This is a genomic window from Streptomyces phyllanthi (assembly GCF_009377205.1).
Taxonomy (GTDB): domain Bacteria; phylum Actinomycetota; class Actinomycetes; order Streptomycetales; family Streptomycetaceae; genus Streptomyces; species Streptomyces phyllanthi.
In genome coordinates, this window is the sequence record NZ_VJZE01000013.1 from 1 (window position 1) to 25,724 (window position 25,724).

A 25,724-nucleotide genomic window follows, 5' to 3' on the forward strand; every position below is an offset into this window, starting at 1 on the left:
GTGCCCCCACTGCGGACCCACCAGGTCCCACTCCCTGCCCCACTGCTTGATGCGCCGTCGGTCGAGCCCCCAGCGTGCGGTGCGGCCGGCGGCGAAGACGGCGCCGCCGAGGGCGAGGGCGGCTGCGGCTCCGAGAACGCCGGCCTCGACGGCCGCTTCGGTGGGGGTGGACGGTTCCGGGCTCAGGCGCTCCTGCCCGTCGGTCCAGACCGTGATCCTGGTGCCCGCCTTCTGCCCGGTGTCCACGAGTGTCTTGTCGGTGCGGGTGGAGCCGTCGGGCGCCGTCCAGCGCACCTTCGCCAGAGCCATGCCGGTGCCCACGCCCGAGTCCGTGGAAGCGGTGCGCGGGACATCGGTGAGGAGCACGGCCCGGACCGGGGTCCGCTCGGCCCGCTGTAGTGCGAACTCCTCGTCGGCGGCTCGGGCGATCACCACTCCTGCGAGCGTTCCACCCACCACGATCAGTGCCCACATGGCCAGAAGGAGCCACGCTTCCATGACGTCGTCGCGTCGCCGGAGCGGATTGCTCCGCCACCGCCACAGGTCCAGGCTCGTACGCTTGGGCTTCCTCTTCGTCCGCAGATCTTCGCTCATCGGTCCGCTCCTTCTCGTCACCCTCAGGAAAGTGACAGACAGGGGTGCGCGACGGGATGGGCCGGCCAGACGGTATCGCAGGGCCGACCGGTGCCAAGTCGAGGACACGGATGGGCCGTTCGGCCCTGCAGGCCGACGGGAACCGCCGGGGCGCGCTCTTGAGCGTGGGGCTGTGACGGTCCTGCCTCGGGGTGCACAGACCCGATCCGGGTGCTGTCGGCCGGCGGCCGGTGCGCGGCTCAGTGGTCACGAACGCTCGCGCTGCTGCTGACCGGGAAGCCGTGCAGTGTGGGGCAGCGAGAGGGGCGACCACGGTCGCCGTCATCGGCGCTGTCGTCGACTCCGGGCCGACCGAGATCAGACGTGATGAGCCGAGCAAGGGATACAGGACGAGCGCGGGCAGGATCGTCCGCAGCCCGGCGACCGGCGGCAGCCCGGCCACGCCCGCGTACGCCATGCCCTGCGGAACCAGATACGCGGCCACCGTCGCCCCAGCCGGCAGATCACCCTTCAGCCACGCACGCCGGTAACCGAGGAGCACACCCAGCCCGGGCGTCAGCCGCCGCGCCTGCGCCGGTGCGCTGCCCACGCCGGGCCGACGACCGTACGTCGAACGCCATGTCATCCACGGGCCCAGCGGCGTACGCACCGGCGATGGTCTCGATGGGGCCCATCGGCCCTGGCCGGGGACCTGCGGCCCCTGCACCGAGAACTCCCTGACCACGAAGCTGGCACCGGATGCCCGTCACAGGAGGTGGAGATCATGTCCCGCACTGTCACTGTTGGTCTCGACGGCTCACAGGAGAGCAGAGCCGCTGCGGAGTGGGCGGCGCGCGAGGCGAAGCTGCGTGAGCTGCCGCTGCGTGTCGTGAACGTCTGGGAACCGGTGCCCGAGCCCATCGCGCAGGCCCCGCTCCTCGGCCCCGAGACCCAGCAGCACTGGAGCGCACGGATCCCGCGTGAGGCCGCCGAGGGACTGCGGCTGCGGCACCCCGGTGTCGAGGTCACGGTCGAACAGCTCGCCGGTCGGCCCAGCGAGGTCCTGCCCCGTGTGGCGAAGGACTCCGAGCTGCTCGTCCTCGGGTCCCGTGGGCTGAGCGGGGTCGGCGGATTCCTGGTCGGCTCGGTCGGACAGCTGGTCGTGGCCCACGCCGAACGGTCCGTCGTCCTCGTACGGGCCGGGGAGCAGGCCGCCGACGAGCACATGACGGACCCGGCGGGTATCCCGTCCGCCGCGACCCCCTACCGGCCCGTCGTACTCGGACTGGACATCGACAACCCGCACGACGCGGTGATCGAGTTCGCCTTCGACGCGGCGGCCCTGCGGAACACCTCCGTCCGTGTGATCCACGGCTGGAACCCACCTCCCTACTACGCGTACGGCCTTCCGGCGGACCTGGAACTCCACGACCAACTGACCAGGGAGCAGACCACGGCACTCACAGAAGTCCTGCGTCCGTGGCGGGAGAAGTACCCCGCCGTCGAGGTCGTCCAGGAGTCCCGCTGGGGCAGGGCCGCCGACTTCCTGGCGGACGCGGCCCGGGAGGCCTCCCTGGTCGTGGTGGGCCGCCGGATCCGCCGTTCTCCCATCGGCGCTCACATCGGCCCGGTGACGCACGCTGTGCTGCACCACTCCGCCGCCCCCGTCGCCGTCGTTCCGCACGAGTGACGTCCCTTGGGAGCCCCGGGGCAGAGAACACGAGGACAGCGGTCGCAGAGGCTCGATGAGCATCTCGTCCTCGACGCGGGTGAGTACGTCTCCCTGTGGGTGACCGACGTCAGGGGCCGGCGCGGTGTGGCTCTGCCGGGTTCGACCACTCCGATGAGGCCGGCGCGGGCGAAAGGGGCCCGGATCAGGGCCGACCGGCCCCAAGTCCGCCCCCGGACAGTCCCTGGGGCGACCCTCCAGTCCGCCGGATGCTCGAGGTGTCACGAAGTTTGGAGGAACGTGCCATGACGAACGACGTGCTCGGCCCACGCACCGCCCACGCCCTGCTCGCGGACGGCACCACCGTGTGCATCCGCCCCGTGGAGCCCGGCGACCACGAGCAGGTGCAAGGGCTGTACGGGGAGATGTCCCCGGAGAACCTCCGCCTGCGGTTCTTCGCGGCGAGCCGACGTTCCGCCGCGATGGCCGCCGACCGGGCCTGTGCTCCACCTCGCCCCGGCTACCGGGCACTGCTGGCCGAGACGCACGGTCAGGTGATCGGCCTCGCCGAGTACGCGAGCGGCGAGGACACGGCCACCGCGGACATCTCCATCGCCGTGGCCGACGGGCTCCACCACCGCGGCGTCGGCACCCTCCTCGTCGAACACCTGGTCTCGGCCGCCCGCGCGGAAGGCATCACCACGTTCACCGCCGACGCGCTCAGCGAGAACCATGACGTGCTCAAGCTCTTCGCCGACCTGGGCCTGCGCACCACCCGCCGCTTCGAGGGCCCGGAAGTGCGGTGCACGGTCGAACTCGGCGAGGACGACACCTACCTCTCGGCCGTCGAGGCCCGCGGCCGGGCAGCCAACGTGGCCAGCCTGGTCCCACTGCTGCGGCCGGACACCATCGCCGTCGTCGGCACCGGGCGCAAGCCCGGGTCGGTGGGGCGGGCCATCCTCCACCACCTGCACACCGGCGGCTTCACCGGCCGACTGTTCGCCGTGAACCCCCGCGCCTCCTCGATCCTCGGCGTGCCCTCCTACCCCTCGGTCAGCGCGCTGCCCAGGACGCCCGACCTCGTGGTCGTCGCGGTGCCCGGCGCGGCGATCCCGACCACCGCCGAGGAGTGCGGCAAGGCGGGCGTACGAGCCCTCCTCGTCGTCTCCGCCGGCCTCGACAGCGACCAGGCCGCTGCGCTGATGGCGGCGTGCCGCGCACACGGCATGCGGCTCGTCGGCCCCAACTGCCTCGGCATCTCCCACACCGACCCGAAGCTCGCCCTGGACGCCACCTTCGCCGCCGACCACCCGCGCCCCGGCACGGCCGGCGTGGCCGTACAGTCCGGCGGGGTCGGCATCGCGCTGCTCGACGGACTGTCCCGGCTCGGCATCGGCGTGTCGTCCTTCGCCTCGCTCGGCGACAAGTACGACGTCAGCGGCAACGACATGCTCCAGTGGTGGGAGAGCGACGGCCGCACCGAGCTGGCCCTGCTGCACCTGGAGTCCTTCGGCAACCCGCGGGCGTTCTCCCGCACCGCCCGCCGGGTGACCCGCCGTATTCCGGTGCTCACCGTCGACGCGGGCCGCACCGAGGCCGGCCGCCGCGCCGCCGCCTCGCACACCGCGGCCGCCGCCACCCGGACCATGACCCGGCAGGCGCTGTTCACCCAGGCGGGCATCACCGCGACCCGTTCGGTCGGCGAACTCCTGGAAACAGCCGCCCTCTTGCACTCCCAGCCGCTCCTGGCGGGCACCCGGGTCGCGATCGTCACCAACGCGGGCGGCGCGGGCGTCCTGGCCGCCGACGCCTGTGCCGAGGCCGGACTCGCCCTCCCGCCGTTCCCGCCCGAACTGGTCGACGACCTGCTCGCCGTGCTGCCGGACGGTGCCGCCGTCGGCAACCCCGTCGACGCGACCGCCGCGGTCACCGAGGAGCAGCTCAGGAACTGTGTGGACCGGATCACGCGCCACGCCGGCATCGACGCCGTCCTGCTGGCCCTCGTCCCGACAGCCGTCGCCGCGGCGACCGGCGACAACCTCATCAGGGCCCTCATCGCCGGCCCGGGCCGCCGGGCACGGCCCGTCGCCGCGATACGGCTCGAACAGGACCTGCCCGTCAAGCTCCTGCCCGCCACCGACGGCGGTGCGATCCCCTCGTACGCCGAACCCCAGGCGGCGGCACGGGCGCTGGCCCACGCGGCCCGCCGCGCGGCCTGGCTGAGCCGGCCGCCGGGGACGGTCCCGGACCTCGACGGGGTCGACACGGCTCGCGCCCACCAGGTTGCCGAGACCTTCCTGGCCAACCACCCGGACGGCGGCTGGCTCGACCCGCGCACCTGCGCCGACCTCCTCGCCTGCTACGGCATCCCGCAGCTCCCGTGGGCCTGGGCAGAGACCGAGGACGAGGCCGTCATCGCCGCCGAACGGCTGCGCGGTCCCGACGGCCGGGTCGTGATGAAGGCCCACTGGCCGGGGCTGGTCCACAAGAGCGAACAGCGCGCCGTCCACCTCGACCTCCAAGGCGACGCCCAAGTACGCTCCGCCTTCCGGGACTTCGACACCCGGTTCGCGGGCCTGCTGACCGGCGTGGTCGTGCAGCCGCTCGCCCCTCGCAGCACCGAACTGTTCGCCGGCGTCGTCCAGGACGAGGTCTTCGGCCCTCTGGTGCTGTTCGGGCTGGGCGGCACGGCGACCGAGGTACTGGGCGACCACGCGGCACGGCTCGCCCCGCTCACCGACCACGACGTGCACGACCTGATCACCGCACCGCGCTGTGCCCCGCTGCTGTTCGGGGCGCGCGGCAGCGGCCCGGTCGACCTGGAAGGCCTGGAGCAGCTGCTGCTGCGGCTGTCCCGTATGGCGTCAGACATGGCGCAGCTCGCCGAGGCCGACTTCAACCCCGTACTCGCGACACCGGCCGGAGTCTCCGTGCTCGACGCGCGCGTACGCCTGCTGCCGCGCAGGTCGCAGGACCCTTACCTGCGTCGGCTCCGCTGAGAAGGGAAGACGGACATGAAGCACAACAAGGTCGGCTCCGTGATGACCCCCGAGGTCGTCCGCGCCGGATACGGCACCCCCTTCAAGGAGGTGGTCCGGCTGCTGACCGACAACTCGATCAGCGGGCTACCGGTGGTCGACGAGGACGAGAAGGTCATCGGAGTCATCTCCGAGACGGACCTGATGCTGCGGCAGGCGGACACACCCGACCCCTTCCAGCCGAAGCGTCGCTTCCGGTTCGCCGGGCTGACGCGCAGTGCCCGGCGGCAGGCGGCGAAGGCGCGGGCCCGCACGGCCGGACAGCTGATGACCGCGCCGCCCGTCACCGCGCGCGCCGATGACACCATCGTGGAAGCCGCCCGCACCATGGCCCAGCGGCGCGTGGAGCGGCTGCCCGTGGTGGACGAGGACGACCGGCTCGTCGGCATCGTCACCCGGCGCGACCTGCTCCAGGTCTTCCTGCGGCCGGACCCGGACATCCGCCGGGAGGTGATCGACGAGGTCCTGGTCGGTGCGCTGTGGCTGGCGCCGCGGAGCGTCGATGTCTCCGTGGTGGAAGGTGTGGTCACCCTCGACGGACACATGGAGCGCAAGAGCGAGACGGAGATCGCCGTCTCCATGACACGCCAGATCGACGGCGTTGTCGCTGTGGTCGACAAGCTCACCCATCGGCTGGACGACGCGCGTCTCCCGGCTGACGTGCCGGCCCTGCACGGCGTTGCCGACGACTGGCTGCGAAAGCTCTGACAACGGCTGCTGAATCGCTGAGAGGAGGCGGACCGCCATGCCCGACAGCGTGCTGGTCGCCTACGGAACGACGAACGGATCGACCGCGCGGATAGCGGAAGCCATCGCGGAGGTCCTGAGCAAGGAGGGACTCACGGCCGAGGCGCTTCCGGCCCGGTCCGTGGAGAGCGTGGCGCCGTACGACGCCGTGGTGGTCGGCGGTGGACTGTACGCGGGGCGCTGGCAGAAGGACGCCCGCCGCTTCGTCCGCCGCCACCGCCACGAACTCGCCGAACGCCCGCTGTGGCTGTTCAGCAGCGGACCGCTCGACGCCTCGGCCTCGGAGCGGGACATCCCTCCCGTGCCCGGCGTGAGGAAAGCCATGGTCCGGCTCGACGCCAGGGAGCACGTCACCTTCGGGGGCCGCCTGGAGGAGGGCGCGAAGGGGTGGGTCGCCCGGATGATCCTCCGCAACGGAAAGGGCGGGGACTTCCGGGACTTCGTGCGGATCGAGGAGTGGGCGGGGCGCATCGGGAGGGAACTGACCGGAGGATGAGCCGACCGACGCGGCGAGGACAGTCGATGTGGCCGGTCCTGCAGTTCAGTCAGGAACCCCGGCAAAGCATGCGACTGCGCTCACTCATCGTCTGCTTGCGCTTGCGTTACCTCGGCCTCGAACTGCAGGGAGAGCGGGGCGGTACCCCGCCAGAGATAGGCGGTGAGTTCCTGTCCCCGGAGAGGCTCGGATTCGGGGTCCGTGGGTACTGGCCAGCGCAGAGCCTTGTAGAGAAGGCACCGGTGGACGTCGAACGCGGCTTCCAGGAGGCCGGCAAACATCTCGGCGCGGGGCAGCGCGAAGAGACGGTAGAAGGCCACGGCGAGAAGCAAGGCAAGCGGCAGGGCCCACCATGCCCATATGGCCCACACGGCACTGGCCCCTGCCGCTGTTACCGCGGCGACCGATGCGTCGAAAGATCCGCGGATCGCCGCGAGCTCCTGCCTGGTGGTGTCCGGTACCACAGCGCTCCATGAGCGCCTGTCCCAGACCGAACGCGGCCACGGAAGGCGACGGACCGGACACACGTGCGGAGAGGTCCGCGAGTGTTTCCTCGTATGCTGCCACGGCCCAGTCGAGATCGTCGTCGGCGATCACCGTGCCGACGATGTCGCCGCTCGCCCGGACCCACCGGTACCGATGCACCACGGCATGGGCCAGGTTCAACAGGGCTGTGGGCCGGCCAGAGGCGTGAGGGCTTCCCTCCGCGCCGTGAGAAGACTCCTCGGCGACTTCCTGCAGCGCGGCGATCCCGGCATCGAGCTGCGCCCTGTCGAGGGTCACTTCAGCCAGCTGCATCAGGGCATTCGCGAGGTTGTTGAGATACCTCAACCGCTGCGCACCGGGCCCGGGCGAGGCGTCCACGGCCGACTGGTGGGCCTGCACGGCCTCGGACAGGCAGGCCGGTTCGCCGGTGACGCCCCACCAGCTGCGAAGTGCGCTGCCGAGTGCGTCACAGCAGGAGGCGCGGAGCACCGTCCCCTCGGCTGCCTCCAGAGCCGCGGTGCGCAGCGTATCGACGGCCTCCTCCAGGTCCGCGGAGTCCCCACGGCGACCGTATCGCTCCGTCAGGTATGCTCCGCGCGCCCGCATCGCCTCGATGCGGACATCTCCCGTCGCGCCCGCGGCGCGGGACGCGTACGTGAACGCTTCAACGGACTCGTTCAGTTCCTGATCCGAGAGAACATCGGGCGCGACATGACTACTGTCATCACCGGACATGGCCCCTCCCCACTGTGACGCCACGTCAGGTGACGTTCATGTCATCGCCGCGAACACTCCTGCAAGTTCAACTGCGCTGCGTGACAACCCGCTTTCGCGCTCTTTGTCAGCCAGTACTCCGCGAGTTCCGGATTCTCGTTCAGGAGAAGGACCCCGAAGTTGTTCATGGCCTCGTCATGTCCAGCGGCGGCAGCGCGTCCCAGCCAATAGCGCGCGGATTCCGAGACTCCCGCACAGGCTTGGCCGAGCTCGAACATGCACTCTGCCCGGCCCTGCTCCGCACCACGGCGGAACCAGGTGCATGACGTTGCCTGCGCGGGCGCTGGGCTCGAGCAGTCGCCTCGCCTTCCGACCATGTCCCTCGCTCAGTAACTCCATTGCCGTCTGGCCGATCCGCTCTTCCTCGGCCAGTCGGTCTTTGGTGTCACAGTCCGCGGGGGCGCGAACCGGAACGCGCAGCGACGGAAGGGGGCGGTGCACTGCAATGGCTTGGGGTCCCTCGGCACGCCACGTCGCACCGCGGTTCAAGGCCCCAGCTCCACGTGCAGGTGGTTGTGGTGTCCGGCGAAGGACCGTACACCCGCGATTTCGGTGTCGTTGAAGAGGACACGGCGCACCGACGGGTTGGCGAGGAGACTCTCGACCAGGACGCGGGTGCCGTCCCGGCTGTAGACGGGGTCACCGATCGAGACCGGTCCTCGGGCGTTGTCCGTGCGCAGTGGGCGCAGATCGACGTGGCGGCCGTCCTGGTGCGTCTTGTGCGGGGGCATCAGGCCGCCCTGGGCGAAGCTGATGTCGCCGACTCCCATCTCCAGACCGGCGCGGTGCAGGGCGGCGGCAGTGCCGGTGAGGAGTTGCGTCATCGTGTCGGTGCCGTACTGGCGCTCGCTGTCCGCGTATGCGTAGTGGCCCGGCCCCTGGCGGGCGAACTGGGTGAGGCGGGGGCCGCCGCCGGGTCCGGGGGTGGCCGCGGGGGTATCGCGTGGCGAGGCGGAGCGGCCGCCGGCGTCCGCGGTGAGCCGGCGCAGGGTCAGACCGCCGGGGTCGATACGGCCGTCGGGGACACGGAGGAAGCCGGACTGGTAGGACCTGATGGCCTCGCGGGTGGCCGGACCGCAGTCGCCGTCGACCGCCAGATTCGCGCGGGCGGCACGGTTGAGGAGGTCCTGGACCACCCGGACATCGGCGGCGGTGTTGGTGCCGCCGACGCCGACCGTCGCGGAGATCTGCTCAGTGGTGGCGGGCGCGGTCATCCTCTGGCTCCCCTGGTTTCATGGACGAAGAAGGAGCGGACGCCACCACCGTCGCGGGTACGGGCGATGCCGTGGCCGACCAGGGCGTCGAGCGCGGCTTCGACCACCCCGGCAGCCAGTCCGGTGGTACGGCAGAGCACGGACACCGATGCGCCGCGTCGGCCACGGCGACGCAACGCGGCAAGGACGGCGGCGCTGACGTCCGGGGGGACGGCAGGGGCCGCGGGAGCGGCGTCGACGGCGGCAGCCGGGGCGAGGGCCGCCAGTCGGCGCATCACGGCGACGTACGGCTGCAGCAGACCGTAGATGCGCCCGGCGGTCGTGCCGATCTGCTCAAAGCCGCGCAGCACCGCGGGATCCGGACCGGTTGCGGACGGGCCGTCGGGGAACAGCCGCTGGGCGAGCAGCACTTCGGCCATGCACTCGTAGGCAGTGGTGCCCTCCGGGAATCCACCCGCCCGCAGCGACTGTTCGAGCCGGTCCAGAGCCTGCGCCGCCGCTTCCACGCTGCTCGCCACGTGGTTGCCGGTCATCGCGGCTCGCCCCCGTCGTCTCCGGCGGGCCGGGCCACCGTCAGCTCCGTCAGGTCGAGCAGCCGCTCCAGGCCCACCGGCAGTGGCACGCTCTCGACCGTGACCTCGATGTCGATGCCCGCTGTCTCACGGGTTTCACGGCTGGTGACCGTGCGCGACCGGGGCACAAACCCCTTGAGTACGACTGGACGGAGCGAGACGTCGGCGAGGGCCCGCGGGACCGACTCCCGCTCCGCGCGGATCTGCTCGGCCGGGCGGTCGACGGCGGTCCGCGTCACGTCGTAGGTGAAGGAGATCTTGGCCTCGCGCACTGTCAGGGTCGGAATCGCCACCATGGCCAGCAGCGGGACCTCGAGGGCGAACTCGCTGGGCTCCTGGTTCTCGTCGAGTTTGGTGTAGCGGATGGTCACTGTGCGGAAGCGCTCGGTGCCTTCGGCGTCGCGCACCAGGCCGATCTGCTCGACCAGGGCGAGCGTCCCCGCCGTGGCCTCGCGCTGGCCGCCGACGACCGCTGACAACAGGGCACCCAGGAGCTCGTCGAGCCCCAGCGTGGACACGTCCCGTATCGGCATGGCTCAGGCCTCCGTGTCGGTAGCCGGACCGATGAGTTCCTCGATGTCGACGAGGGAAACCGTCAGCTCGATGTGCTGGAGTGTCTCCGGGCGTCGCTGCTCCAACTGGTCGGCGGTCACTTCCACCTCGACCCGAGAACGCAGTGCCTGCTCGGCCGCCTGCCACTGCCGGGATTGCTCCGCCAGCGACGAGGCCTCCCGGTGCAGCTCCGGGCGCAGCTCCTCCTTGAGCCGCAACTGCTCCAGCCGGGCCTGGAGTGCCCGCGGCAGCGCCCGCAGCCGCTCCAGGAGTTGGCCGAGTGCCGAGTCCACCAGCGGGCCACTGTCCCCGTCCACGGCCCGCTGCAAGGCCTCGGCATCAAGGGCCACCGGGTCGCGGCGCAGCGCCTCACGCCACTGCTTCACGGCCTCGTCCAGACCCAGTTCCTCCCGCCCCGACAGCAATCGCGGCAGCACCTTGTCCCGCATGGTGACGTTCCACTGCCTGGCGGCGCGTACGACATCCAGTGGTGGCGGCTCGGGAACGGCGACGTCGGCGGCGGAGAACGCCAGCCGCACGGTCATGTCGGCGACCGTGACCCGTGGCACGGAGAAGGACGCGAGTATCGGATCGTCCCGGTAGGCATCCACGGCGCGCGCGGTCAACGCGTCCGCCGCCAGCCGTGCCCGCACCACATCGGTCAGCAGCGCTCCGAGTACCTCACCCAGCCTGGTCACGGCTGGTCGGACTTCGGCTGCTCCTGGATCGCCTGCTCAAGTATGTCGAGCATCCGCGACAGCCCGGCGGGCATCTCGTCCTGCACTGCTCGCACATGGATCTGCAGGGTGTACTCGCGCTGCTGACGCTCGCTGCTGCTCGACTTCTGGTTGTACGTCGCGGAAACGCGCGCCTCGACCTTGATGGGGCTCCAGAAAGCGCTGTAACTGCCCTTGACTTCCGAATCGAGATTGAACTCGGAACTCGTCTTCCGCTGCACCGAGTCGGTGAGCTTGGCGTTGAAATCGATCGTTACCTCGTCGATCCTGATGAAGGGGATCGGAGTGATCGCGAGAAATGGGACCGTGAGTGAGAATTCGTTCGTTCCCTCGTTCTCGTCCTTCTTGGTGTAGCTGAAGGTCACCGACCGGAGCTCGCCCGCCGACGCATCCTTCGTGACATCGTCGAATACAAGGTCGGGGGCGTCGTTCCCGGACGGCTGTTTGAAACCGACCTTGTGAATGAATTCGATCGTCGACTGCGCTGCGAGAGCCTGGGCTTCGACGGCCGCCTTGAGTGGGGCGCCTATGAGCTGTGAGAACGGAATCTGCTGGAGTTCGGCGACGGCACGCGACATGATTTCCCCCTGGTTGTCCTGCTGCCGAGCAGTTCTCCATGTGCTGCCGAGATACTGCCCGTCGCCATGCAACGGCGGGGATATGGTGCCGTCAAGCATTGCTGTCGAGATGTGCGGCGTCTGCGGCGAAGTCGGCCCTCGGTGCTGTGTCACGGGTCTGACATCTGGCGTAGAAGCCATACGGACACCGGCGCTCACCGGCGCTGTCCTCGGCGCTTCCGGGGCTCCTGCGGACGGCCCCCTTCTGCCCTTGCCGGCCAGCCGGCCAGCCAGCCGGCCAGCCAGCCGGCCGACCGTGCCCGCCTGCCGGACAGCAGCATGCGGGCCGGCGTACCGTCGCGCATGCCCGCCACCACGGCGGGTACGAGCCCTCCCGTACGGGACTGTCGAGGAAGCGGCTGAAGAGCGAGGGGCGTCGGAAGTGATTCGAAAGCTGCAGGCGGTTGCGCTGGACTGCGCCGATCCGGTACGGCTCGCGGAGTTCTACGCGGACCTGCTCGGCGGGCGGGTGGTCGCGGATCCGGAGAATGCCGACTGGGTCGAGGTGCACGGGTTCGAGGGGACGCCGCTGGCCTGCCAGCGGGCGGACGGCTACCGAGCGCCCGAATGGCCCGGCCAGGAGCGCCCGCAGCAGCTCCACCTGGACTTCGACGTGGACGACCTCGACGGCGAGGAGGAACGGGCGCTCGCCCTCGGCGCGACCGTGCTGGAGCGGACGGACCAGCTCCGCCCGGGGGCCAACTGGCGGATTTACGCGGACCCGGCCGGCCATCCGTTCTGCCTCTGCCTCCACTGAGTCCACCGGGCCCCTCGCAGTCGCTGAGGCGCGGCTGAGGCGATCTTTTATTGGTTTGCTGCCACTCGGCCCGGTCGGATAGGAAGCTTGCATGTTGAAGGGCGGCAAGGTCGGGCTCAGGGCCCGGCACGAGGACGACATCCCGATCCTGCGGGCCGAACTCTACGACGACGTGGTCAATGCCTCGAGGGCCGAAAGCGGGCCGTGGCGGCCGATCACGCCCGGCTCGAAGGATCCGCGGCTCGTGGTGGACGACGAGGAGCAGGGGAGCGTCCCGTTCTCGGTGGTGGAGCTGGACGGCGGCACCCTGATCGGCACCGCGACGCTGTGGGGCATCGACAACCACAACCGGTCCGCGCACATCGGGCTGGGGCTGCTGCCGTCGTCCCGCGGCAAGGGCTACGGCACCGACGTGGTCGCGGGGCTGTGCCACTACGGTTTCGTCGTGCGCGGCCTGCAGCGGCTGCAGATCGAGACGCTGTCGGACAACATCGCGATGCTGCGCTCCGCCGAGCGCAACGGCTTCGTCCGCGAGGGCGTGCTGCGCTCCTCGGCCTGGGTGATGGGCGAGTTCCTGGACGAGGTGCTGCTCGGGCTCCTCGTCCACGAATGGAAGCCGGACTCGAAGGGCTGGTAGGACTCATCGGCGGCCGCACCCCAGCCGACCGCGTCACCAACCTCTCCGGACAGCACACCTGGTTCCAGCAGTTCCGACGCGGTCTGAGTCGGACCGGGCCCACGGAGCCCTACCGCCTGGCCCGCACCAGGGCACAGAAGGACCCTGGGACGAAGCAGGCGTTCACCGCGGTGAAGAGATCGGAGGGCGGAGTGGTCAAGTGGCAGTGGGCGTCGGAAGATTGAAGCTGTGGCATCTCGTGATTTCGATGTGGACCCTTTCCTGCAGCAGCCGCTCACCGCTCGTATCGCGACGAGCGGGCCGACGGTGCGCCCCGTCTGGGACCTCTGGGAAGAAGGCGCCTTTTGGACCTTGACGGGACCCTGGGCGCGTTTGTTCGACCGTGTGAAGGAGGACCCGAGCGTCGCCCTTGTAGTGGATGAATGCGATCTCGCGACGGGGCGCGTCCGGCAGGTGATCGCTCGAGGCCGGGCCGAGCTTGTGCCCTTCGACGTGCCGAGGGGGCGTCGTAAGCTCACCCGCTACTTGGGAGCGGACGAAACCCAGTGGGATGAGCGCTTCGTGCACTACCTGTACGACGATCCGGGCGAACGCGGCACGATGTGGCTGCGGTTGGCACCTGTCTCGCTCACCGCGCTGGACCTCAGCTATTCCGTCGCGCCGTGATCGACACGATCGTGGCCGTGGTTGACCGCGACCGGGGGTCGTCCCTCCGTACGGCCGGTGCTCGCGATGCGCCACGCGTGGGAGCATCGCGCGGGGGCAGGTCGCTCCCGCCGCCGGCTCCGCCCCGGTCGGTCGGCCTCAGCCCACCGCCTTCTTGACGAGTGCGCTGATGCGCTGTTCGTCGGCTGCGGTCAACTCCTTCAGGGCGTAGGCGGTCGGCCACATGGCGCCGTCGTCGAGCGCCGCCTGGTCGCTGAATCCGAGCGTGGCGTACCTCGACTTGAACTTCTGCGCGCTCTGGAAGTGGCAGATGACCTTGCCGTCTCTGGCGTAGGCGGGCATCCCGTACCAGAGCTTGGGCGTGAGGTCCCGAGCGGCGGCCTTGACGATGGCGTGGATCCGCTCGGCGAGGAGCCGGTCCGCCTCCGGCATCTCGGCTATCTTCGCGAGCACATCCCGTTCCGCTGCCGCCTCCTTCTCCGCCCGCGAACCGCGCCGCGCCGCCGCCTTCTTCTGTTCCTGCGCGTGCTCCTTCAACGCCGCCCGCTCCTCGGCGGTGAATCCGTTGTACGTGTCGGTGGCCGTGCCGGAGTTCTCGGCAGACGACGTCGTGTGCTGCATGGCAGATTGTCCTCTCGTACGGGGATGAGGCAGGCCGGGGCGGGAGTTCAGGTCCGGGAGTCAGGACAGCGCAGACGCCGTGGACGGCGCGGGGGTCGGCGACGTGGCGGCCTCCCAGGCGAATCCGTCCGGGTCGGTGAACGGCCCGCCGGTGCTGCCGAGGACGACGCGGTGCGAGCCCGTGCCGTCGGCGGGGACGCCGAGGTCCTTGGCCAGGCCGCGGCGCTTGTACAGCGCCAGCTTGACGGGACCGGACTCGCCGGAGGCGAACTCGGCGTACTTGCCGCCGAAGCTCCTGGCCACGGTCATGCCCCGGCCGACGTAGAACTGCTTGCCGGCCTTCACGTCCTCGACGCCGAGCAGGAGGACGATCTCGTCGATCTCGCGGGTGGCCGGGCCGGTGTCCTTCCTCGCCGAGGTCGCGACCTTCCAGATCGTCCCGTCCGGCGCCTGGACGACGCCGCCGTAGCCCCACAGCGACTTCGCGGCGGGCCTCAGCACCGTGGCGCCGGCGTCCACGGCGGCGCCGAGGAAGCTGTCGACGGTGGCCGGCCCGGACACCGTGAGCGCCAGGGTGAAGCCGCGGAAGCCGGTGGAGCGCGCCTCGGACGCCCGCAGGCGTATGTGCGTGTCCACGCCGAAGGCGGTGTAGAAGCGGAGGGCTGCCTCGGGGTCGGCCACCTCGAGGGTGACGGACGCGATGGACGTGGTGGATGCGGTGGTTTCCATGGCCATCACGCTAGGGGCTGTTCAGCAGCCGGGGCTTCTCGATTCCTGACCGGTCTCGTCACCTGCTTCGCCACGCACGCCGGCATTCCCTCCACCGTGACCGCGGGCCCCGCATCACCGGTCGTACTCGCGGCATCGGCACGGTCGGCCGACCCATCCGCCGCGCGACGCCGGAAGGCCCCGGGCGGCATGCCGACCAGCTCGGTGAAGCGGGTGGTGAACGTGCCCAGCGACGCGCAGCCGACCGCGAAGCAGACCTCGGTAACGCTGAGGTCGCCACGCCGCAGCAGCGCCGTCGCGCGCTCGATGCGACGCGTCATCAGGTACGCGTACGGCGACTCGCCGTAGGCGGCCCGGAACTGCCGGCTGAGGTGCCCGGCGGACATGTTCACATCGCGGGCGAGCGCTTCCACGTTCAGCGGCTGCGCGTACTCCCTGTCGATTCGGTCTCGGACACGGCGCAGCCGCGCGAGATCGGTCAGGCGCTGCGCCTCGACGCGTGCACGCCGCCACTCGGCCTTACACATGGGAGGACTCCCCTTTCTCTCCTCAGTCATCGACGCCTACGAGCGCCTGGGGCGCCCGCTGAGACAGGCACCCCAGCCCGTACTGCTCATACTGCTCAGCGAAGCTCCTGGATGCGGACCAGGTTGCCCGCGGGGTCGCGGAAGGCGCAGTCACGGATGCCGTACGGCTGCTCCGTCGGCTCCTGGACGACCTCCGTGTCACCGGCCTGCACCCTCTCGAACGTGGCGTCGAGGTCAGGGGTGGCCAGCAGGATCCAGCCGTAGGTTCCCTTGGCCATCATCTCGGTGATCGTGCGGCGCTCGTCCTCGGTGACTCCCGGGTCGGCCGCCGGCGGCGCCAGGAGGAGGGATGTGTCGGGCTGACCGGCCGGGCCGACCGTGATCCAGCGCATCCTGCCCTGCCCGACGTCACTGCGGACCTCGAAGCCGAGGACGTCGCGGTAGAAGGCGAGCGACGCGTCCGGGTCGTCGTGCGGCAGCGAGCTGGTGTGAATGGTGATGTCCATGGCGAGCAGGCTAGGCGCGCATCCGTGGCGGCGCTTCTCGATTCCTGATCCCGACCGGACGCCTGGTGGCTTCCCTCAGCGGGGCGGGTGCGCTGGGCACCGACATCGGACCGCCGGCCGAGAGGTCGGGACGGCATCACCACCTGGGAGCGCCAGGCCACCGCCTACGGACGCCACGACGGTGCACCAGAACGGCAGTCACCCCGAACATGGGCGGTCACAGGTATCACATCCTCCAACAATCCGGGGCTCCACCTCGATCAGTACCGGAACAACGGGACTGCCGGCCGCGGGCACTCCGTAAGGTCCGGGCATCGGCGAGGCGAGCGATGCCCGAGCCGCGCAGTGACAAGGAGGAGATGCTGGTATGAGCAATGTGGAGATTTCCCTGAAGGAGATAATGGCCTCGGTCGAGGGCGCGTTGGGGACTGCTCTGGTCGACTACACCAGCGGTATGGCGCTCGGCACTCTGGGGGGAAGCAAGGACCTCGACCTGAGTGTCGCGGCGGCCGGCAACACGGACGTGATCCGTGCCAAGACCCGCACCATGGAACACCTCGGCCTCAAGGGCGAGATCGAGGACGTGCTGATCACACTCGGCAGCCAGTACCACATCCTCCGGCCGCTCAAGAGCCGTAGCGGCAACGGCCTGTTCCTCTACCTCGTGCTCGACAGGGCTAAGTCGAACCTGGCCATGGCCCGCCACCAGCTCAAGCGCATCGAGGCCCAACTGGACGTGTAGAAGGCTGCGTTGTCCATGGCTCCGCACGCCCAGGACTTGAAGATTTCTTCAACTGGGCACATCCAGATCAGGTCAATCCCAGGGGTGTGCGGGGCCGGATGTACGAGGATCGGTCCGCAACACCGCCTGCGGTGGTACGTACAGGGCCGCTGTGCCCAGACACAGCCCGTCGAATGCGGCAGGGAGCCAATCATCATGCAGGTCCCCCTCTACCAGGCCAAGGCCGAGTTCTTCCGCATGCTCGGACACCCGGTACGCATCCGGGTCCTGGAACTGCTGCAGAACGGCCCCGTCCCGGTACGCGACCTGCTCAGCGAGATCGAGATCGAACCGTCCAGCCTCTCCCAGCAACTGGCCGTACTGCGCCGCTCGGGGATCGTGGTCTCCGTGCGGGAGGGCTCTACCGTCAGCTACTCGCTTGCCGGTGGTGATGTGGCCGAGTTGTTGCGCGCGGCTCGCCGGATCCTGACCGAACTGATCACCGGCCAGAGCGGGTTGCTTGCCGAACTCCAGCAGGCAGACCTCCAGCCGGCCCTCACCCCGGGTGGAGCCGACCGGCGCTCCTGACTCCCGGAGGTGCTGTGGCCCGACACCACCCGGGCCCAGTCCGCACGTGTGGATCCTGCTTCGTCTTGAGCTCTCGGGAGGCGACCGCCGATCGAGGGCCGTCGCTACGACGGCGGTTTCGCCTCCGTCTGGGCGGCCTGCAGATCGGCGAGCAGTTCGGCCTGCCCGGCCAGCACGCCGGACAGGATCGTGCGGGCGACCCTGAGCAGTTCCGCCACGTAGGGGCTGGTCAGGGAGTAGTACACGGTCGAGCCCTCCTTGCGGGTCGCGACCAGGTTCGCCCGGCGCAGTACCGCGAGTTGCTGGGAGAGGTGCGCCGGCTCGATGCCCACCTCGGGCAGCATCTCCGCCACCGCGTGCTCGCGCTCACTCAACAGCTCCAGTACCCGGATGCGCGCCGGGTGACCGAGCGTCTTGAAGAACTCGGCCTTCAGCTGGTACAGCGGCGTACTCATCGTGCCGTCCCCTCCCTGGCAGGGTGGCAGCACGACCCCACCGGCCGACCCTTGGCGCACCGCATCCACCCACTCGTCGACAACATGGGCCCATCCTCGCCTGCGGCACCGGCCACGCCGAATCCGCACAGGAGGACCAGGTTGCCCGAAACCAGCGGTGATGACCTCAACAATTGCTGAGATCAGCGACTCCGTACCAGACGTCAGGGCGGCGTGCGTGAGGATCATTCCGCTGCGCGGCGCGCCCCTGGCTTCTGCCCCCGGTAGGGGGTCGGGGCCGGTGCGAAGACGACGGGGTGGTGCTGTGGCGCAGGCGGTACAGACCGGTACCGCCGGGGACCTCCTGTGGGCCGATGCCGGCGCTGTCCAGGACCAACAGCTCCGCGTCCTGGCCTGGGGCGCCGGCTTCTCGCCGAGCGGGCCATGCCGGGGACGCGGAGATCACGCGCTCGGGCGGGCCGGCCAGGCGCTCACCGGGCTGGCCGGCGGATGACAGGCCGGCGTTCCTCGTCGTTGGTGCGCTCGGCGGGGCGGGCGGGCGACGCCTGTTCTAGGGTGTGCGGTGTGGCCGCATCCGGCCGCGGTACCTGGTGTGTATCCCGGAAGGGGTGAGGTGCCGGTGGACGGTGACGAGGGGCTTGAGCCTCAGCGCCCGATCGAGGTGCCCGGGTCGACCTGGGACGCGGACCTGGGCGGCATCGCCGAGCAGTTCAGAGAACTCACCCGAGCTCAGGAACGGATGCAGGGCCTGCTGGATGCGGTGCTTGCGGTCAGCCGGGAGCTGGAGTTGCCGGTGGTGCTGCGGCAGATTGTGAGCGCGTCGATGCACCTGGTGAACGCCCGGTACGGGGCCCTCACCGTATTCAAGGAGAACCGGGCCGGCCTCGAGGAGTTCATCCCGCTGGGTCTGAGCGAACAGCAGCGTCATGACCTCGCCGGAGTCAACCCTCCGCGCGGTAGTGGTCTGCTCGGGCACATGATCGACCAGCACGTACCGCTGCGCGTGGACGACGTGCCGCACCACCCGGACGCGGCCGGCTTCCCCGCGGGGCACCCGGGGATGCGCACCCTGCTCGGGGTGGCCATCGGTGTGCACGGGCGCACCTACGGCAACCTGTACCTGTCCGACCGGCGGGACGGCAAACCGTTCGACGAGCAGGATGCGGCCGTCGTGCTCGCGCTGGCCGGGGCCGCCGGCATCGCCATCGAGAACGCCCGCCTGTACCAGCAGGTACGGGCATCCGCCGAGCACTTCCAGCGGCTGCTGCTGCCCACCCTGCCCGACCTGGCCCCGTTCACCGCGGCCGCGGAGTACCGGGCGGCCACCGCCCCCGGCCACCACCTCGGCGGCGACTGGTACGACGCCCTGCTGCTCCCGGACGGATCCTGCGCCGCGATCATCGGCGACGTGGTGGGCCATGACCTGACCGCGGCCGCCTCGATGGCTCAGATCCGCAACATGCTCCGCGCCCTGCTGTACGACCTGCGCACCCCGCCGAGCCTGGTGCTGGACCGGCTCGACGAGACTCTGCACGCCATCACCGAGGCCCCCGTCACCACCGCCTGCCTGGCCCGCATCGAACCCGCCGGCGACGGCTGGCGCCTGCACTGGTCGACGGCCGGCCATCTGCCGCCCCTGGCCATCGGCGCTGACGGCCGCACCCGCTACCTGCAGGCCGAACCCGGCGTACCGCTGGGCGTCGACGCCCGCCTGCCACGTCCGGACCACATCCATCCGCTGGCGCCCGGAGACACGGTTCTGCTGTTCACCGACGGCCTGGTCGAACACCCTGGGCGCCCTCTGGAGACCGGCCTGCGCACGCTCGCCGCCACCGCCGCCGCACACGCCGGGCTGCCCCTCGACGCGCTCTGCGGCACCCTGGCCGACCACCACCCGAGCGACGGCCACGACGACGTCGCTCTTCTCGCCGTACGCACACCGTCCACGGGCCCCGGGGCACATCGGAACCGATAGCGAGCCGGAACCCGTGGGCCGGGTCGGGCCGACAGGACGGCGGTGCCAGGCAGTCACAGGGCGGGGCCGAAGACCTCGTACGCTTTACCGGCCGCTGGACCACTTCCGGTACGCGGCCACGGCCGTCGGGAGGGTGGGGAAGATCCGCTCGGCGCCGACAGTGTCCGTGAGGCCGTAGGCCCTCAGGTCGTTCGACCGGCTCGAGGAACGGGGCCGAGGAGGCGGTGCCCCGCTTCACCCTCGCCGGGCTTCGCCCGTCCGGTAGAGCCGGTGCCCGTGACGGCCGGTCCCGACCGGGGCGCTGCGACGACGCGGTGGTGCACCGTTGTGTCGTACTCGGGCGGTTGTCCTGCTGTGACTGCGGTGACCGCGCCCGTGTCGGCATGCTGAAGGCATGCGCACCCTCGGCGTCGACCTCTCCGCGAGCCCTCCCCGTACCGCTGCCGCAGTCATCGAATGGTCGGCGGGAGGGGCCGTGGCCCGTGCCCCTCTCCTGGGATGCACCGACGAGCAGCTGCTGAAGCTGCTCTCGAGCCTGAGGGAGGAGGACCAGGCCGGAGTGGACTGCCCCTTCGGCTGGCCCGCCGCATTCGCCGCCGCGATGTCCGCTCACGCAGCGCCCCAGCCCACATGGCCGGGCCGTGACGCGCAGGGCGCCGATGACCTGCGGGCCCTGCGCTATCGGCATACCGACCTGATCGTCACAGCCCACGCGCCGAGGCCTCCGCTGTCGGTCTCCTTCGACAAACTCGGGGCGGTGGCGGCTCGCTGGGCGCGCCTGCAGGCTCTCCTGGGCGGCCTTGGCCACTCCGTCGACCGTACGGGGGCCGGCCAGGTGGCCGAGGTGTATCCGGCGGCAGCCCGGCACCAGTGGGGCCTGACGCTCGGCACGGTGGACGAGCTCCAGGCCGCTGCCCCGTGGCTGCGCATTGCCGAGGAGGCACGGCGCCCGTATGCCGCCAGCCGTGATGCCTATGACGCTCTCATCGCCGCCCTCGTCGCCAGGGCGATCAGGTGCCGGCTCACCGCTTGGCCCGCAACCGAGGACATCGACCTCGCACGCACCGAGGGCTGGATCCACTTTCCCGGCCCCGGCACGCTGGGACGCCTCCTTGACGCCCACTGACGTTCCTTCGTCCAGCCTTCGTCCACCTGAAGCCGCCGAAGCAGGCGAAGTACCCATACGCCCTTGAGCTCTCGTGGTCGTCGCAACACCCCCGGGGTGAACGCCGAACCGGCCGTGCAGGTACGGCACAGGCCGACCGAAGTGCTGAGCCCGTGGCAGGAGAAGTTCCCCGGCGTCGAGACGCACGCCCAGGCCGTGGTCGGCGGCGCGCCGGTCGCGGTGATCCCGCACGACTGATCGGCACACGGTTCGCACGGGCCCCGGGGAGCTGCTGCTCCCAGGGCCCCTCCTCCCCGGCGCATCCGTCCGTAGTCGAAAGTCAGCGCTCGGGCAGCCAGTAGTGCCCGATCCTGCGTGACGGGTGCTTCTCGCGCGGGTGGGTGTCATCGATGCGGAACGTCAGGCTGTTGACGACACCGACCACTCCGTCGACCCGCCACGTCTGCCGGACGGCCTGGGGGATGTCGCTGCGGAGTTCCAGGCGTCCTTCCAGGGTGGCCATCCCGTCCCCGACCGAGACGATCACGGTGTGGGGCGGCAGGCTGCCCATGGTGCGGGTCAGTACGTCGAGCACGTCCTGGCGGATCTCCTCGTCCGTGCGGACGAAGACGCGCAGCAGGTCGCGGCGGGTGGCGATGCCGATCAGCCGGTCCTCCTCGTCCACGACGGGGAGACGTTCGACGTGGTGGCGTTCCATTACCCGGGCGGCGTCCGCGACGGGCTGTTCCGGGTGCACGGTGATCGCGGGTGTCGACATCAGGTCCTCCGCGGTCGTGGCACGCGCGACGGCGGCCGCGTGACGGGCGGAGCGGCGCAGTGCCGGGACCCGGAACCGCCGTACCCGGCCGGGTACGGACCGGGCCACCTGGCCGTGGATCAGGTCGGTCTCGGAGATCACGCCCAGGACCTTGTCGTCGTCGTCCACCACGGGAAGTCCGCTGATCCGGTGCTGGTCCAGCAGCCGTGCCACGTTCTTGAACGATGTCTCCCGGCGCGCTTCGACGACCTCTCGGGTCATCACCTCGCCGACGATGCGGGTCATCACGCCCACTTCCTTCCTCGTCCAGCGTCCACGAGTGGGGCGCGACGGAGAGTTCTGCCGCGCCGGGTCTGCGGGTCCGATCCGGCAGAGCACGGCGGCCTGCGACGGGCACCGGGCCGGGCCAACGGGTCCCAGAGGCCGGGTAGCCGTCGTCGTCCCTCCCGACCGTCCCGGGGAGCCGACCCTCCGATGCCCCTTCATGCTCCCTCCCCGACGTCCGCCGGGGCAGGGGTCAAGCGTCCTGGCGGCGAGGGCCGAACCGCCCCAGTGCCCGGTCGGCACGGGGCCGAGGGCTGCGGGTCTCGTACCGAACGGTCCGGCCCGTCGCGCCCTGGAAGCACGGCGGGCTCACAGGTCACCGGGCGGCGGCACTGGCATGGGTATGCGAGCCTGCGGGCATGCGGTGCGGAACCTCGGCATCAGTGAGATCTCACGCCTGGGACAGGTTCCCCTTCCGGTAGTGGCTGCTCGGTCCAGACCGTCTTGCCTTCGCGGCTGTAGCGGGTGCCCCAGCGTTCGGTCATCTGGGCCACCAGGAACAGGCCGCGTCCTCCTTCGTCGGTGGTGCGGGCGTGGCGCAGGTGCGGTGAGGTGTGGCTGGCGTCGCTGACTTCGCAGACCAGGGAGCGTTCGCGGATCAGCCGCAGGGTCATGGGACCGCTGGCGTAGCGGTAGGCGTTGGTGACGAGTTCGCTGGTGATCAGCTCGGTGGTGAACGCGAGGTGCTCCAGTCCCCATTCGGTCAGCTTGTCGGTGACGAGCGCTCTGGCCCGGGTGGCCGCGGTGGCTTCCCGGGGCAGCTGCCAGGAGGCGACGTTCTGCTCCGGCAGTACACGGGTGCGAGCGATGATCAGAGCGATGTCGTCGGCGGGGCGAGCGGGCACGAGGGCGTCCACCACTGCCCGGCACGTCTCCTGCAAGGGGTCCGCCGGGCGGGTCAGCGCTGCGCACAGTCGTGCCAGGGCCTCGTCGGCGTCCATGGTCCGCTCGCCGATCAGTCCATTGGTGTAGAGCGTGACCAGGCTTCCTTCCGGGAGCTCGAACTCCCGGGCCTCGAACGGCAGACCGCCCAGACCGAGCGGCGGCCCGGCGGGCAGGTCGAGCAGGCTCGCCTGCCCGTCCGGGGTGGTCACCACCGGCGGCGGGTGGCCGGCGCGTGCCGCGGTGCACCGGCGTGAGACGGGGTCGTAGACGGCGTACAGGCAGGTGGCGCTGAGGACCTGCTGAGTCACCGGCCGTTCGCCGGCTGCCTCCTGCTCGGTTGCCAGCAGGTTGACCAGGTCGTCCAGGCGGGAGAGCACTTCGTCCGGTTCCAGGTCGAGGCTGGCCAGGGTGTGGACCGCGGTACGCAGTCGCCCCATCGTGGCGGCGGCGTGCAGACCGCGGCCGACCACGTCGCCGACGACGAGGGCGACCCGCGCCCCGGACAGGGCGATGACATCGAACCAGTCGCCGCCCAGGCCCGGGCCCGCCCCTGCGGGCAGATAGCGCGGGACCGCCTCGACGGCCGACTGCTGCGGCACCGCGCTGGGCAGAAGGCTGCTCTGCAAGGTGAACGCGGTCTGCTGCTGCTGGGCGAAGCGCCGGGCGTTGTCGATGGCCAGGGCTGCGCGCGAGGCCAGCTCCTGCGCCAGGGTGAGATCGTCGGCTTCGAACGGATCGGGGCGGCGCGAACGCCACAGGCTCATCACGCCCAGTACCAGGCCCCGCGCCGCCAGCGGTACGACGATCAAGGAATGTGAGCCGGGTTCCGGAACGGGCCGGCCTGGACCTGGTGTGCGGGACTGCCAGTCGGAGGGGAAGACCGGTTCCAGGATGGGGCGGCCGGTGGCCAGGCATCTGGCCTGGGGTGCGTTCGGTGCGTACTCGACCGGCTCGCCCCGCGGGTCGAGCGGGCCGGGTTCGTGCGTGCCGACACTGGATGCGCCCGCCCGTACCACTGCGCCCGCCGGGGCAGGCGCCGGCTCCTCGCCGCGGGTGACCAGCTGCAACAGGTCCACCGTTGTGTGGTCGGCGAGGTGGGGGACGAATACGTCGGCGAGTTCCCGGGCGGTCTGGCCCACGTCCAGGGTCGTCCCGACCCGGGTGCTGGCTTCGGCGAGGAGCGCGAGCCGGTGCTGGGCACGGTGGCGTTCGGTGATGTCCTCGATCATCTCGGCCACGCCCAGGATCCGGCCGGCGGCATCCTCCATGGGGAAGGACGACACCGATGCGACGCGCTCTCGCGCCGGGTCCCGTTCCAGGCGAACGTACTGTTCCGAGTAGACCTGTGCTCTCCCCGTCCGTATCACCTGGCGCACCCGGTCCACGGCCTTGCGCGCATCGTCGGGGATGAGCATGACGCCGGTGGGCAGGCCCCGGAAGTCCGCGGCCGGAACGCCGGTGAACCGTTCGATCGCCCGGTTGACGCGCAGAACTTTCATGTCGGGGCTGTGCACCGCCAGGCCGATCGGGCACCGGCGGTACAACCCGTCGAGAACCGCGCGGTCCCTCTGCCACGCCAGGACATCAGCCGCGGGTGCTCCGGCGAGGAACCACTCGCGGAGCTGGTCACGTGACAGGGCGGAGACCCTCAGTCCCAATTCCACCCCGTGCCCGCCGCGATGCCGCACCGTGACCAGCCCGAACCAGCCACCGGCTCTCCTGCATCGCACCGCGGCATCCTTGACGGCCGGCAGATCACCGGGATCGACCAGCACCTCGAATGCCGAACGGCCGATCACGTCGGGGCCCGGGTAGCCGATCAGGTCCTGGGCCCGCCGACTCCATCCGACCACGGTCCCCTGCTCGTCGAGCACTGCCAGGGCGGCCAGGTGCAGGCCGAGCGGATCGTCATCGCTCTCGCTGAGCTGCATCACCCGCTTCTCCACTGCTGGAGATCACCTCGCCCAAGCTCGCCGGCCCCGCCCGGGGCCTTGGCCGCGGCCCACCCGGATCCCGCAAGAAGCAGGCGGCGCCGGTGTCTGCTCGTCGGCACGTGTCCGCCGGCCGCCGGACCCGTCAGGCGGGTACATGATCACCGGAGTGTTCGGCCATGCCACCAGCCTCTCCCCGTCTGTGCTCGCGTGCATGCGGAGACGTCCGTCAGGGGAGCCCACCCGTTCATGGGCCGGTGCTCTGGCGCCGGACCTTCGCGGTGTCGCTCAGCCCGGAGGTGGAGACATCTCACCCCGGTCGGAGCACAGCCGACTGCACCCACTGGCCGTGTTCGCTGATCCTGGGGCGGCCCTTGCGCCTCACCCACGCTGGTTCGGGCGCGGGTGAGGCGCGGTCCGCGGCAGGCACGGGCTGACGGCGCTGACGGCGCTAGCATCGGGCCCCATGATCGTATGGATCAATGGCACCCACGGCGCGGGCAAGACGACGACCAGTCCACTCGTGCAGCAACTGATCCCGGATTCCCGCGTGTTCGACGCCGAGAAGGTCGGCGAGACACTCATGGACATCACGCCGGGACTGCCCGGGACGGACAACTTCCAGCACTGGCCGCCGTGGCGGCAGCTCGTCGTCGAGACCGCCCGCCGCGTACTCGACTACACCGGCGGCACCCTGGTGATGCCCATGACCGTCCTGGTCGAGCAGTACTGGCGCGAGATCAGCACGGGCCTCGCCCGACATTCCATCCCGGTACGGCACTTCGTCCTCCACGCCGACCAGGACACCCTCCGCGGGCGCATCGAGGGGGACACCCTTCTTGGTCCCTCCCCGTTCCGCCTCAAATACCTCGAGCCTTACGCCGAGGCGGCCCGCACGTGGCTGCACGGCGAGGCCGAGGTCGTCGACACCACACACCTCACGCCCGCCCAGGCCGCCCTACGGATCGCAGAGGCCGTCAAGAGCTGAGGTCCGTCCTGACGTCCGCCCGCCACGCGAAAAACAGCCGCGGGTGGCAACAGGGA

29 protein-coding genes and 1 pseudogene are annotated in these 25,724 nt (G+C 70.6%); 15 read left to right on the plus strand and 15 right to left on the minus strand.

Annotated elements, in window-relative coordinates:
• Both FNH04_RS04015 and FNH04_RS04020 read right to left on the minus strand, forming a co-directional pair.
• Positions 1-594: Rv1733c family protein (locus tag FNH04_RS04015; RefSeq protein WP_152780356.1), on the minus strand; the 594-nt coding region annotated here is incomplete at its 3' end.
• 247 nt (positions 595-841) lie between these two features.
• Positions 842-1,219 (minus strand): annotated as a pseudogene (locus FNH04_RS04020) (SulP family inorganic anion transporter); the annotation flags it as partial.
• A 138-nt stretch (positions 1,220-1,357) separates the two neighbouring features.
• Between FNH04_RS04020 and FNH04_RS04025 the strand changes: the two are divergent.
• The 4 genes from FNH04_RS04025 (at position 1,358) to FNH04_RS04040 (ending at position 6,523) form a co-directional block, all read left to right on the plus strand.
• A complete protein-coding gene (locus FNH04_RS04025; protein ID WP_152780358.1) occupies positions 1,358-2,263 on the plus strand; it encodes a universal stress protein in 906 nt (301 codons plus the stop codon).
• Positions 2,264-2,547: 284 nt separating this feature from the next.
• Positions 2,548-5,241: a bifunctional acetate--CoA ligase family protein/GNAT family N-acetyltransferase gene (locus FNH04_RS04030; RefSeq protein ID WP_152780360.1), complete on the plus strand. Its 2,694-nt coding sequence runs from the start codon at positions 2,548-2,550 to the stop codon at positions 5,239-5,241.
• Positions 5,242-5,256: 15 nt separating this feature from the next.
• A complete protein-coding gene (locus FNH04_RS04035; protein WP_152780362.1) occupies positions 5,257-5,988 on the plus strand; it encodes a CBS domain-containing protein in 732 nt (243 codons plus the stop codon).
• Between the two features lie 37 nt (positions 5,989-6,025).
• Positions 6,026-6,523, plus strand: a complete 498-nt coding sequence (locus tag FNH04_RS04040) for a flavodoxin domain-containing protein (protein WP_152780363.1) — start codon at positions 6,026-6,028, stop codon at positions 6,521-6,523.
• A gap of 80 nt (positions 6,524-6,603) precedes the next feature.
• On the opposite strand, the gene FNH04_RS04045 is transcribed toward FNH04_RS04040, so the two are convergent.
• Entirely contained in the window at positions 6,604-6,987 is a 384-nt protein-coding gene (locus tag FNH04_RS04045) for a hypothetical protein (protein WP_152780364.1), read from the minus strand.
• 247 nt (positions 6,988-7,234) lie between these two features.
• Between FNH04_RS04045 and FNH04_RS04050 the strand changes: the two genes are divergently transcribed.
• Positions 7,235-7,762, plus strand: coding sequence for a hypothetical protein (locus FNH04_RS04050; RefSeq protein ID WP_152780365.1), 528 nt, complete (start codon positions 7,235-7,237; stop codon positions 7,760-7,762).
• 506 nt (positions 7,763-8,268) lie between these two features.
• Here FNH04_RS04050 and FNH04_RS04060 read toward each other — a convergent pair.
• Genes FNH04_RS04060 through FNH04_RS04080 form a run of 5 tightly spaced genes read right to left on the minus strand, consistent with a single transcriptional unit; the run spans position 8,269 to position 11,535 of the window.
• On the minus strand, positions 8,269-8,997 hold the full coding sequence (locus FNH04_RS04060; RefSeq protein WP_152780366.1) for a peptidoglycan-binding protein: 729 nt from the start codon (positions 8,995-8,997) through the stop codon (positions 8,269-8,271).
• Positions 8,994-9,530, minus strand: a complete 537-nt coding sequence (locus FNH04_RS04065) for a hypothetical protein (protein ID WP_152780367.1) — start codon at positions 9,528-9,530, stop codon at positions 8,994-8,996. The genes FNH04_RS04060 and FNH04_RS04065 overlap by 4 nt, the downstream gene beginning before the upstream one ends.
• Positions 9,527-10,102, minus strand: a complete 576-nt coding sequence (locus FNH04_RS04070) for a DUF2589 domain-containing protein (RefSeq protein ID WP_152780368.1) — start codon at positions 10,100-10,102, stop codon at positions 9,527-9,529. The genes FNH04_RS04065 and FNH04_RS04070 overlap by 4 nt, the downstream gene beginning before the upstream one ends.
• A 3-nt stretch (positions 10,103-10,105) precedes the next feature.
• A complete protein-coding gene (locus tag FNH04_RS04075) occupies positions 10,106-10,819 on the minus strand; it encodes a hypothetical protein (protein ID WP_152780369.1) in 714 nt (237 codons plus the stop codon).
• On the minus strand, positions 10,816-11,535 hold the full coding sequence (locus FNH04_RS04080) for a DUF2589 domain-containing protein (protein WP_194236545.1): 720 nt from the start codon (positions 11,533-11,535) through the stop codon (positions 10,816-10,818). The genes FNH04_RS04075 and FNH04_RS04080 overlap by 4 nt, the downstream gene beginning before the upstream one ends.
• A gap of 322 nt (positions 11,536-11,857) precedes the next feature.
• Here FNH04_RS04080 and FNH04_RS04085 point away from each other — a divergent pair, with 322 nt between their 5' ends.
• The 4 genes from FNH04_RS04085 to FNH04_RS04100 all read left to right on the plus strand — a co-directional run bounded on the left by FNH04_RS04085 (position 11,858) and on the right by FNH04_RS04100 (position 13,535).
• Positions 11,858-12,232: a VOC family protein gene (locus FNH04_RS04085; protein ID WP_322722569.1), complete on the plus strand. Its 375-nt coding sequence runs from the start codon at positions 11,858-11,860 to the stop codon at positions 12,230-12,232.
• A 91-nt stretch (positions 12,233-12,323) separates the two neighbouring features.
• The gene (locus FNH04_RS04090) at positions 12,324-12,869 is read left to right on the plus strand and encodes a GNAT family N-acetyltransferase (protein WP_152780371.1); all 546 of its coding nucleotides are present in this window, start codon (positions 12,324-12,326) and stop codon (positions 12,867-12,869) included.
• Positions 12,842-13,093 carry a hypothetical protein gene (locus FNH04_RS04095; RefSeq protein WP_152780372.1) on the plus strand — a complete coding sequence of 84 codons (252 nt, stop codon included), beginning with the start codon at positions 12,842-12,844 and terminating at the stop codon, positions 13,091-13,093. The genes FNH04_RS04090 and FNH04_RS04095 overlap by 28 nt, the downstream gene beginning before the upstream one ends.
• Positions 13,094-13,097: 4 nt before the next feature.
• Positions 13,098-13,535: a pyridoxamine 5'-phosphate oxidase family protein gene (locus tag FNH04_RS04100; protein WP_322722570.1), complete on the plus strand. Its 438-nt coding sequence runs from the start codon at positions 13,098-13,100 to the stop codon at positions 13,533-13,535.
• A 138-nt stretch (positions 13,536-13,673) separates the two neighbouring features.
• Here the strand turns inward: FNH04_RS04100 and FNH04_RS04105 are convergent, their stop codons facing one another.
• The 4 genes from FNH04_RS04105 to FNH04_RS04120 form a co-directional block, all read right to left on the minus strand.
• On the minus strand, positions 13,674-14,156 hold the full coding sequence (locus FNH04_RS04105; RefSeq protein WP_152780373.1) for an iron chaperone: 483 nt from the start codon (positions 14,154-14,156) through the stop codon (positions 13,674-13,676).
• Between the two features lie 60 nt (positions 14,157-14,216).
• Positions 14,217-14,885, minus strand: coding sequence for a glyoxalase (locus FNH04_RS04110; protein ID WP_386573716.1), 669 nt, complete (start codon positions 14,883-14,885; stop codon positions 14,217-14,219).
• Between the two features lie 5 nt (positions 14,886-14,890).
• Entirely contained in the window at positions 14,891-15,412 is a 522-nt protein-coding gene (locus FNH04_RS04115) for a helix-turn-helix transcriptional regulator (RefSeq protein WP_152780375.1), read from the minus strand.
• 95 nt (positions 15,413-15,507) lie between these two features.
• Positions 15,508-15,918 carry a VOC family protein gene (locus FNH04_RS04120; RefSeq protein ID WP_152780376.1) on the minus strand — a complete coding sequence of 137 codons (411 nt, stop codon included), beginning with the start codon at positions 15,916-15,918 and terminating at the stop codon, positions 15,508-15,510.
• 367 nt (positions 15,919-16,285) lie between these two features.
• Here FNH04_RS04120 and FNH04_RS04125 point away from each other — a divergent pair, with 367 nt between their 5' ends.
• Both FNH04_RS04125 and FNH04_RS04130 read left to right on the plus strand, forming a co-directional pair.
• Positions 16,286-16,660: a roadblock/LC7 domain-containing protein gene (locus FNH04_RS04125; protein WP_152780378.1), complete on the plus strand. Its 375-nt coding sequence runs from the start codon at positions 16,286-16,288 to the stop codon at positions 16,658-16,660.
• A gap of 195 nt (positions 16,661-16,855) precedes the next feature.
• Positions 16,856-17,227 (plus strand): ArsR/SmtB family transcription factor, encoded by a 372-nt coding sequence (locus FNH04_RS04130; RefSeq protein ID WP_152780379.1) that lies wholly within the window; start codon positions 16,856-16,858, stop codon positions 17,225-17,227.
• A 104-nt stretch (positions 17,228-17,331) separates the two neighbouring features.
• Here FNH04_RS04130 and FNH04_RS04135 read toward each other — a convergent pair whose 3' ends face one another.
• Positions 17,332-17,682 (minus strand): ArsR/SmtB family transcription factor, encoded by a 351-nt coding sequence (locus FNH04_RS04135; protein ID WP_152780381.1) that lies wholly within the window; start codon positions 17,680-17,682, stop codon positions 17,332-17,334.
• Between the two features lie 739 nt (positions 17,683-18,421).
• On the opposite strand from FNH04_RS04135, the gene FNH04_RS04140 reads away from it, so the two are divergent.
• From FNH04_RS04140 to FNH04_RS46365, 3 genes are all read left to right on the plus strand, one after another.
• Positions 18,422-19,657, plus strand: coding sequence for a PP2C family protein-serine/threonine phosphatase (locus FNH04_RS04140; protein WP_152780423.1), 1,236 nt, complete (start codon positions 18,422-18,424; stop codon positions 19,655-19,657).
• A gap of 394 nt (positions 19,658-20,051) precedes the next feature.
• Positions 20,052-20,783 (plus strand): DUF429 domain-containing protein, encoded by a 732-nt coding sequence (locus FNH04_RS04145; RefSeq protein ID WP_152780383.1) that lies wholly within the window; start codon positions 20,052-20,054, stop codon positions 20,781-20,783.
• 63 nt (positions 20,784-20,846) lie between these two features.
• Positions 20,847-21,020, plus strand: coding sequence for a hypothetical protein (locus FNH04_RS46365; protein ID WP_194236546.1), 174 nt, complete (start codon positions 20,847-20,849; stop codon positions 21,018-21,020).
• Positions 21,021-21,102: 82 nt separating this feature from the next.
• Here FNH04_RS46365 and FNH04_RS04150 read toward each other — a convergent pair whose 3' ends face one another.
• Both FNH04_RS04150 and FNH04_RS04155 read right to left on the minus strand, forming a co-directional pair.
• Complete coding sequence (locus FNH04_RS04150; protein ID WP_152780385.1) at positions 21,103-21,825, minus strand: CBS domain-containing protein; 723 nt, start codon at positions 21,823-21,825, stop codon at positions 21,103-21,105.
• A gap of 419 nt (positions 21,826-22,244) precedes the next feature.
• Positions 22,245-24,680: a SpoIIE family protein phosphatase gene (locus FNH04_RS04155; RefSeq protein WP_152780425.1), complete on the minus strand. Its 2,436-nt coding sequence runs from the start codon at positions 24,678-24,680 to the stop codon at positions 22,245-22,247.
• A 466-nt stretch (positions 24,681-25,146) separates the two neighbouring features.
• Between FNH04_RS04155 and FNH04_RS04160 the strand changes: the two genes are divergently transcribed.
• Entirely contained in the window at positions 25,147-25,668 is a 522-nt protein-coding gene (locus FNH04_RS04160; protein WP_152780387.1) for an ATP-binding protein, read from the plus strand.
• Positions 25,669-25,724: the final 56 nt, after the last annotated feature.

Bases quoted from the DNA above. Each gene is read 5' to 3' on its own strand.
- FNH04_RS04025 (WP_152780358.1), top strand. From the start codon at position 1,358: ATGTCCCGCACTGTCACTGTTGGTCTCGACGGCTCACAGGAGAGCAGA.
- FNH04_RS04030 (WP_152780360.1), top strand. From the start codon at position 2,548: ATGACGAACGACGTGCTCGGCCCACGCACCGCCCACGCCCTGCTCGCG.
- FNH04_RS04035 (WP_152780362.1), top strand. From the start codon at position 5,257: ATGAAGCACAACAAGGTCGGCTCCGTGATGACCCCCGAGGTCGTCCGC.
- FNH04_RS04040 (WP_152780363.1), top strand. From the start codon at position 6,026: ATGCCCGACAGCGTGCTGGTCGCCTACGGAACGACGAACGGATCGACC.
- FNH04_RS04060 (WP_152780366.1), bottom strand. From the start codon at position 8,997: ATGACCGCGCCCGCCACCACTGAGCAGATCTCCGCGACGGTCGGCGTC.
- FNH04_RS04065 (WP_152780367.1), bottom strand. From the start codon at position 9,530: ATGACCGGCAACCACGTGGCGAGCAGCGTGGAAGCGGCGGCGCAGGCT.
- FNH04_RS04070 (WP_152780368.1), bottom strand. From the start codon at position 10,102: ATGCCGATACGGGACGTGTCCACGCTGGGGCTCGACGAGCTCCTGGGT.
- FNH04_RS04080 (WP_194236545.1), bottom strand. From the start codon at position 11,535: ATGCTTGACGGCACCATATCCCCGCCGTTGCATGGCGACGGGCAGTAT.
- FNH04_RS04090 (WP_152780371.1), top strand. From the start codon at position 12,324: ATGTTGAAGGGCGGCAAGGTCGGGCTCAGGGCCCGGCACGAGGACGAC.
- FNH04_RS04095 (WP_152780372.1), top strand. From the start codon at position 12,842: ATGGAAGCCGGACTCGAAGGGCTGGTAGGACTCATCGGCGGCCGCACC.
- FNH04_RS04105 (WP_152780373.1), bottom strand. From the start codon at position 14,156: ATGCAGCACACGACGTCGTCTGCCGAGAACTCCGGCACGGCCACCGAC.
- FNH04_RS04110 (WP_386573716.1), bottom strand. From the start codon at position 14,885: ATGGAAACCACCGCATCCACCACGTCCATCGCGTCCGTCACCCTCGAG.
- FNH04_RS04115 (WP_152780375.1), bottom strand. From the start codon at position 15,412: ATGTGTAAGGCCGAGTGGCGGCGTGCACGCGTCGAGGCGCAGCGCCTG.
- FNH04_RS04120 (WP_152780376.1), bottom strand. From the start codon at position 15,918: ATGGACATCACCATTCACACCAGCTCGCTGCCGCACGACGACCCGGAC.
- FNH04_RS04125 (WP_152780378.1), top strand. From the start codon at position 16,286: ATGAGCAATGTGGAGATTTCCCTGAAGGAGATAATGGCCTCGGTCGAG.
- FNH04_RS04130 (WP_152780379.1), top strand. From the start codon at position 16,856: ATGCAGGTCCCCCTCTACCAGGCCAAGGCCGAGTTCTTCCGCATGCTC.
- FNH04_RS04135 (WP_152780381.1), bottom strand. From the start codon at position 17,682: ATGAGTACGCCGCTGTACCAGCTGAAGGCCGAGTTCTTCAAGACGCTC.
- FNH04_RS04140 (WP_152780423.1), top strand. From the start codon at position 18,422: ATGCAGGGCCTGCTGGATGCGGTGCTTGCGGTCAGCCGGGAGCTGGAG.
- FNH04_RS04145 (WP_152780383.1), top strand. From the start codon at position 20,052: ATGCGCACCCTCGGCGTCGACCTCTCCGCGAGCCCTCCCCGTACCGCT.
- FNH04_RS04150 (WP_152780385.1), bottom strand. From the start codon at position 21,825: ATGACCCGCATCGTCGGCGAGGTGATGACCCGAGAGGTCGTCGAAGCG.
- FNH04_RS04155 (WP_152780425.1), bottom strand. From the start codon at position 24,680: ATGCAGCTCAGCGAGAGCGATGACGATCCGCTCGGCCTGCACCTGGCC.
- FNH04_RS04160 (WP_152780387.1), top strand. From the start codon at position 25,147: ATGATCGTATGGATCAATGGCACCCACGGCGCGGGCAAGACGACGACC.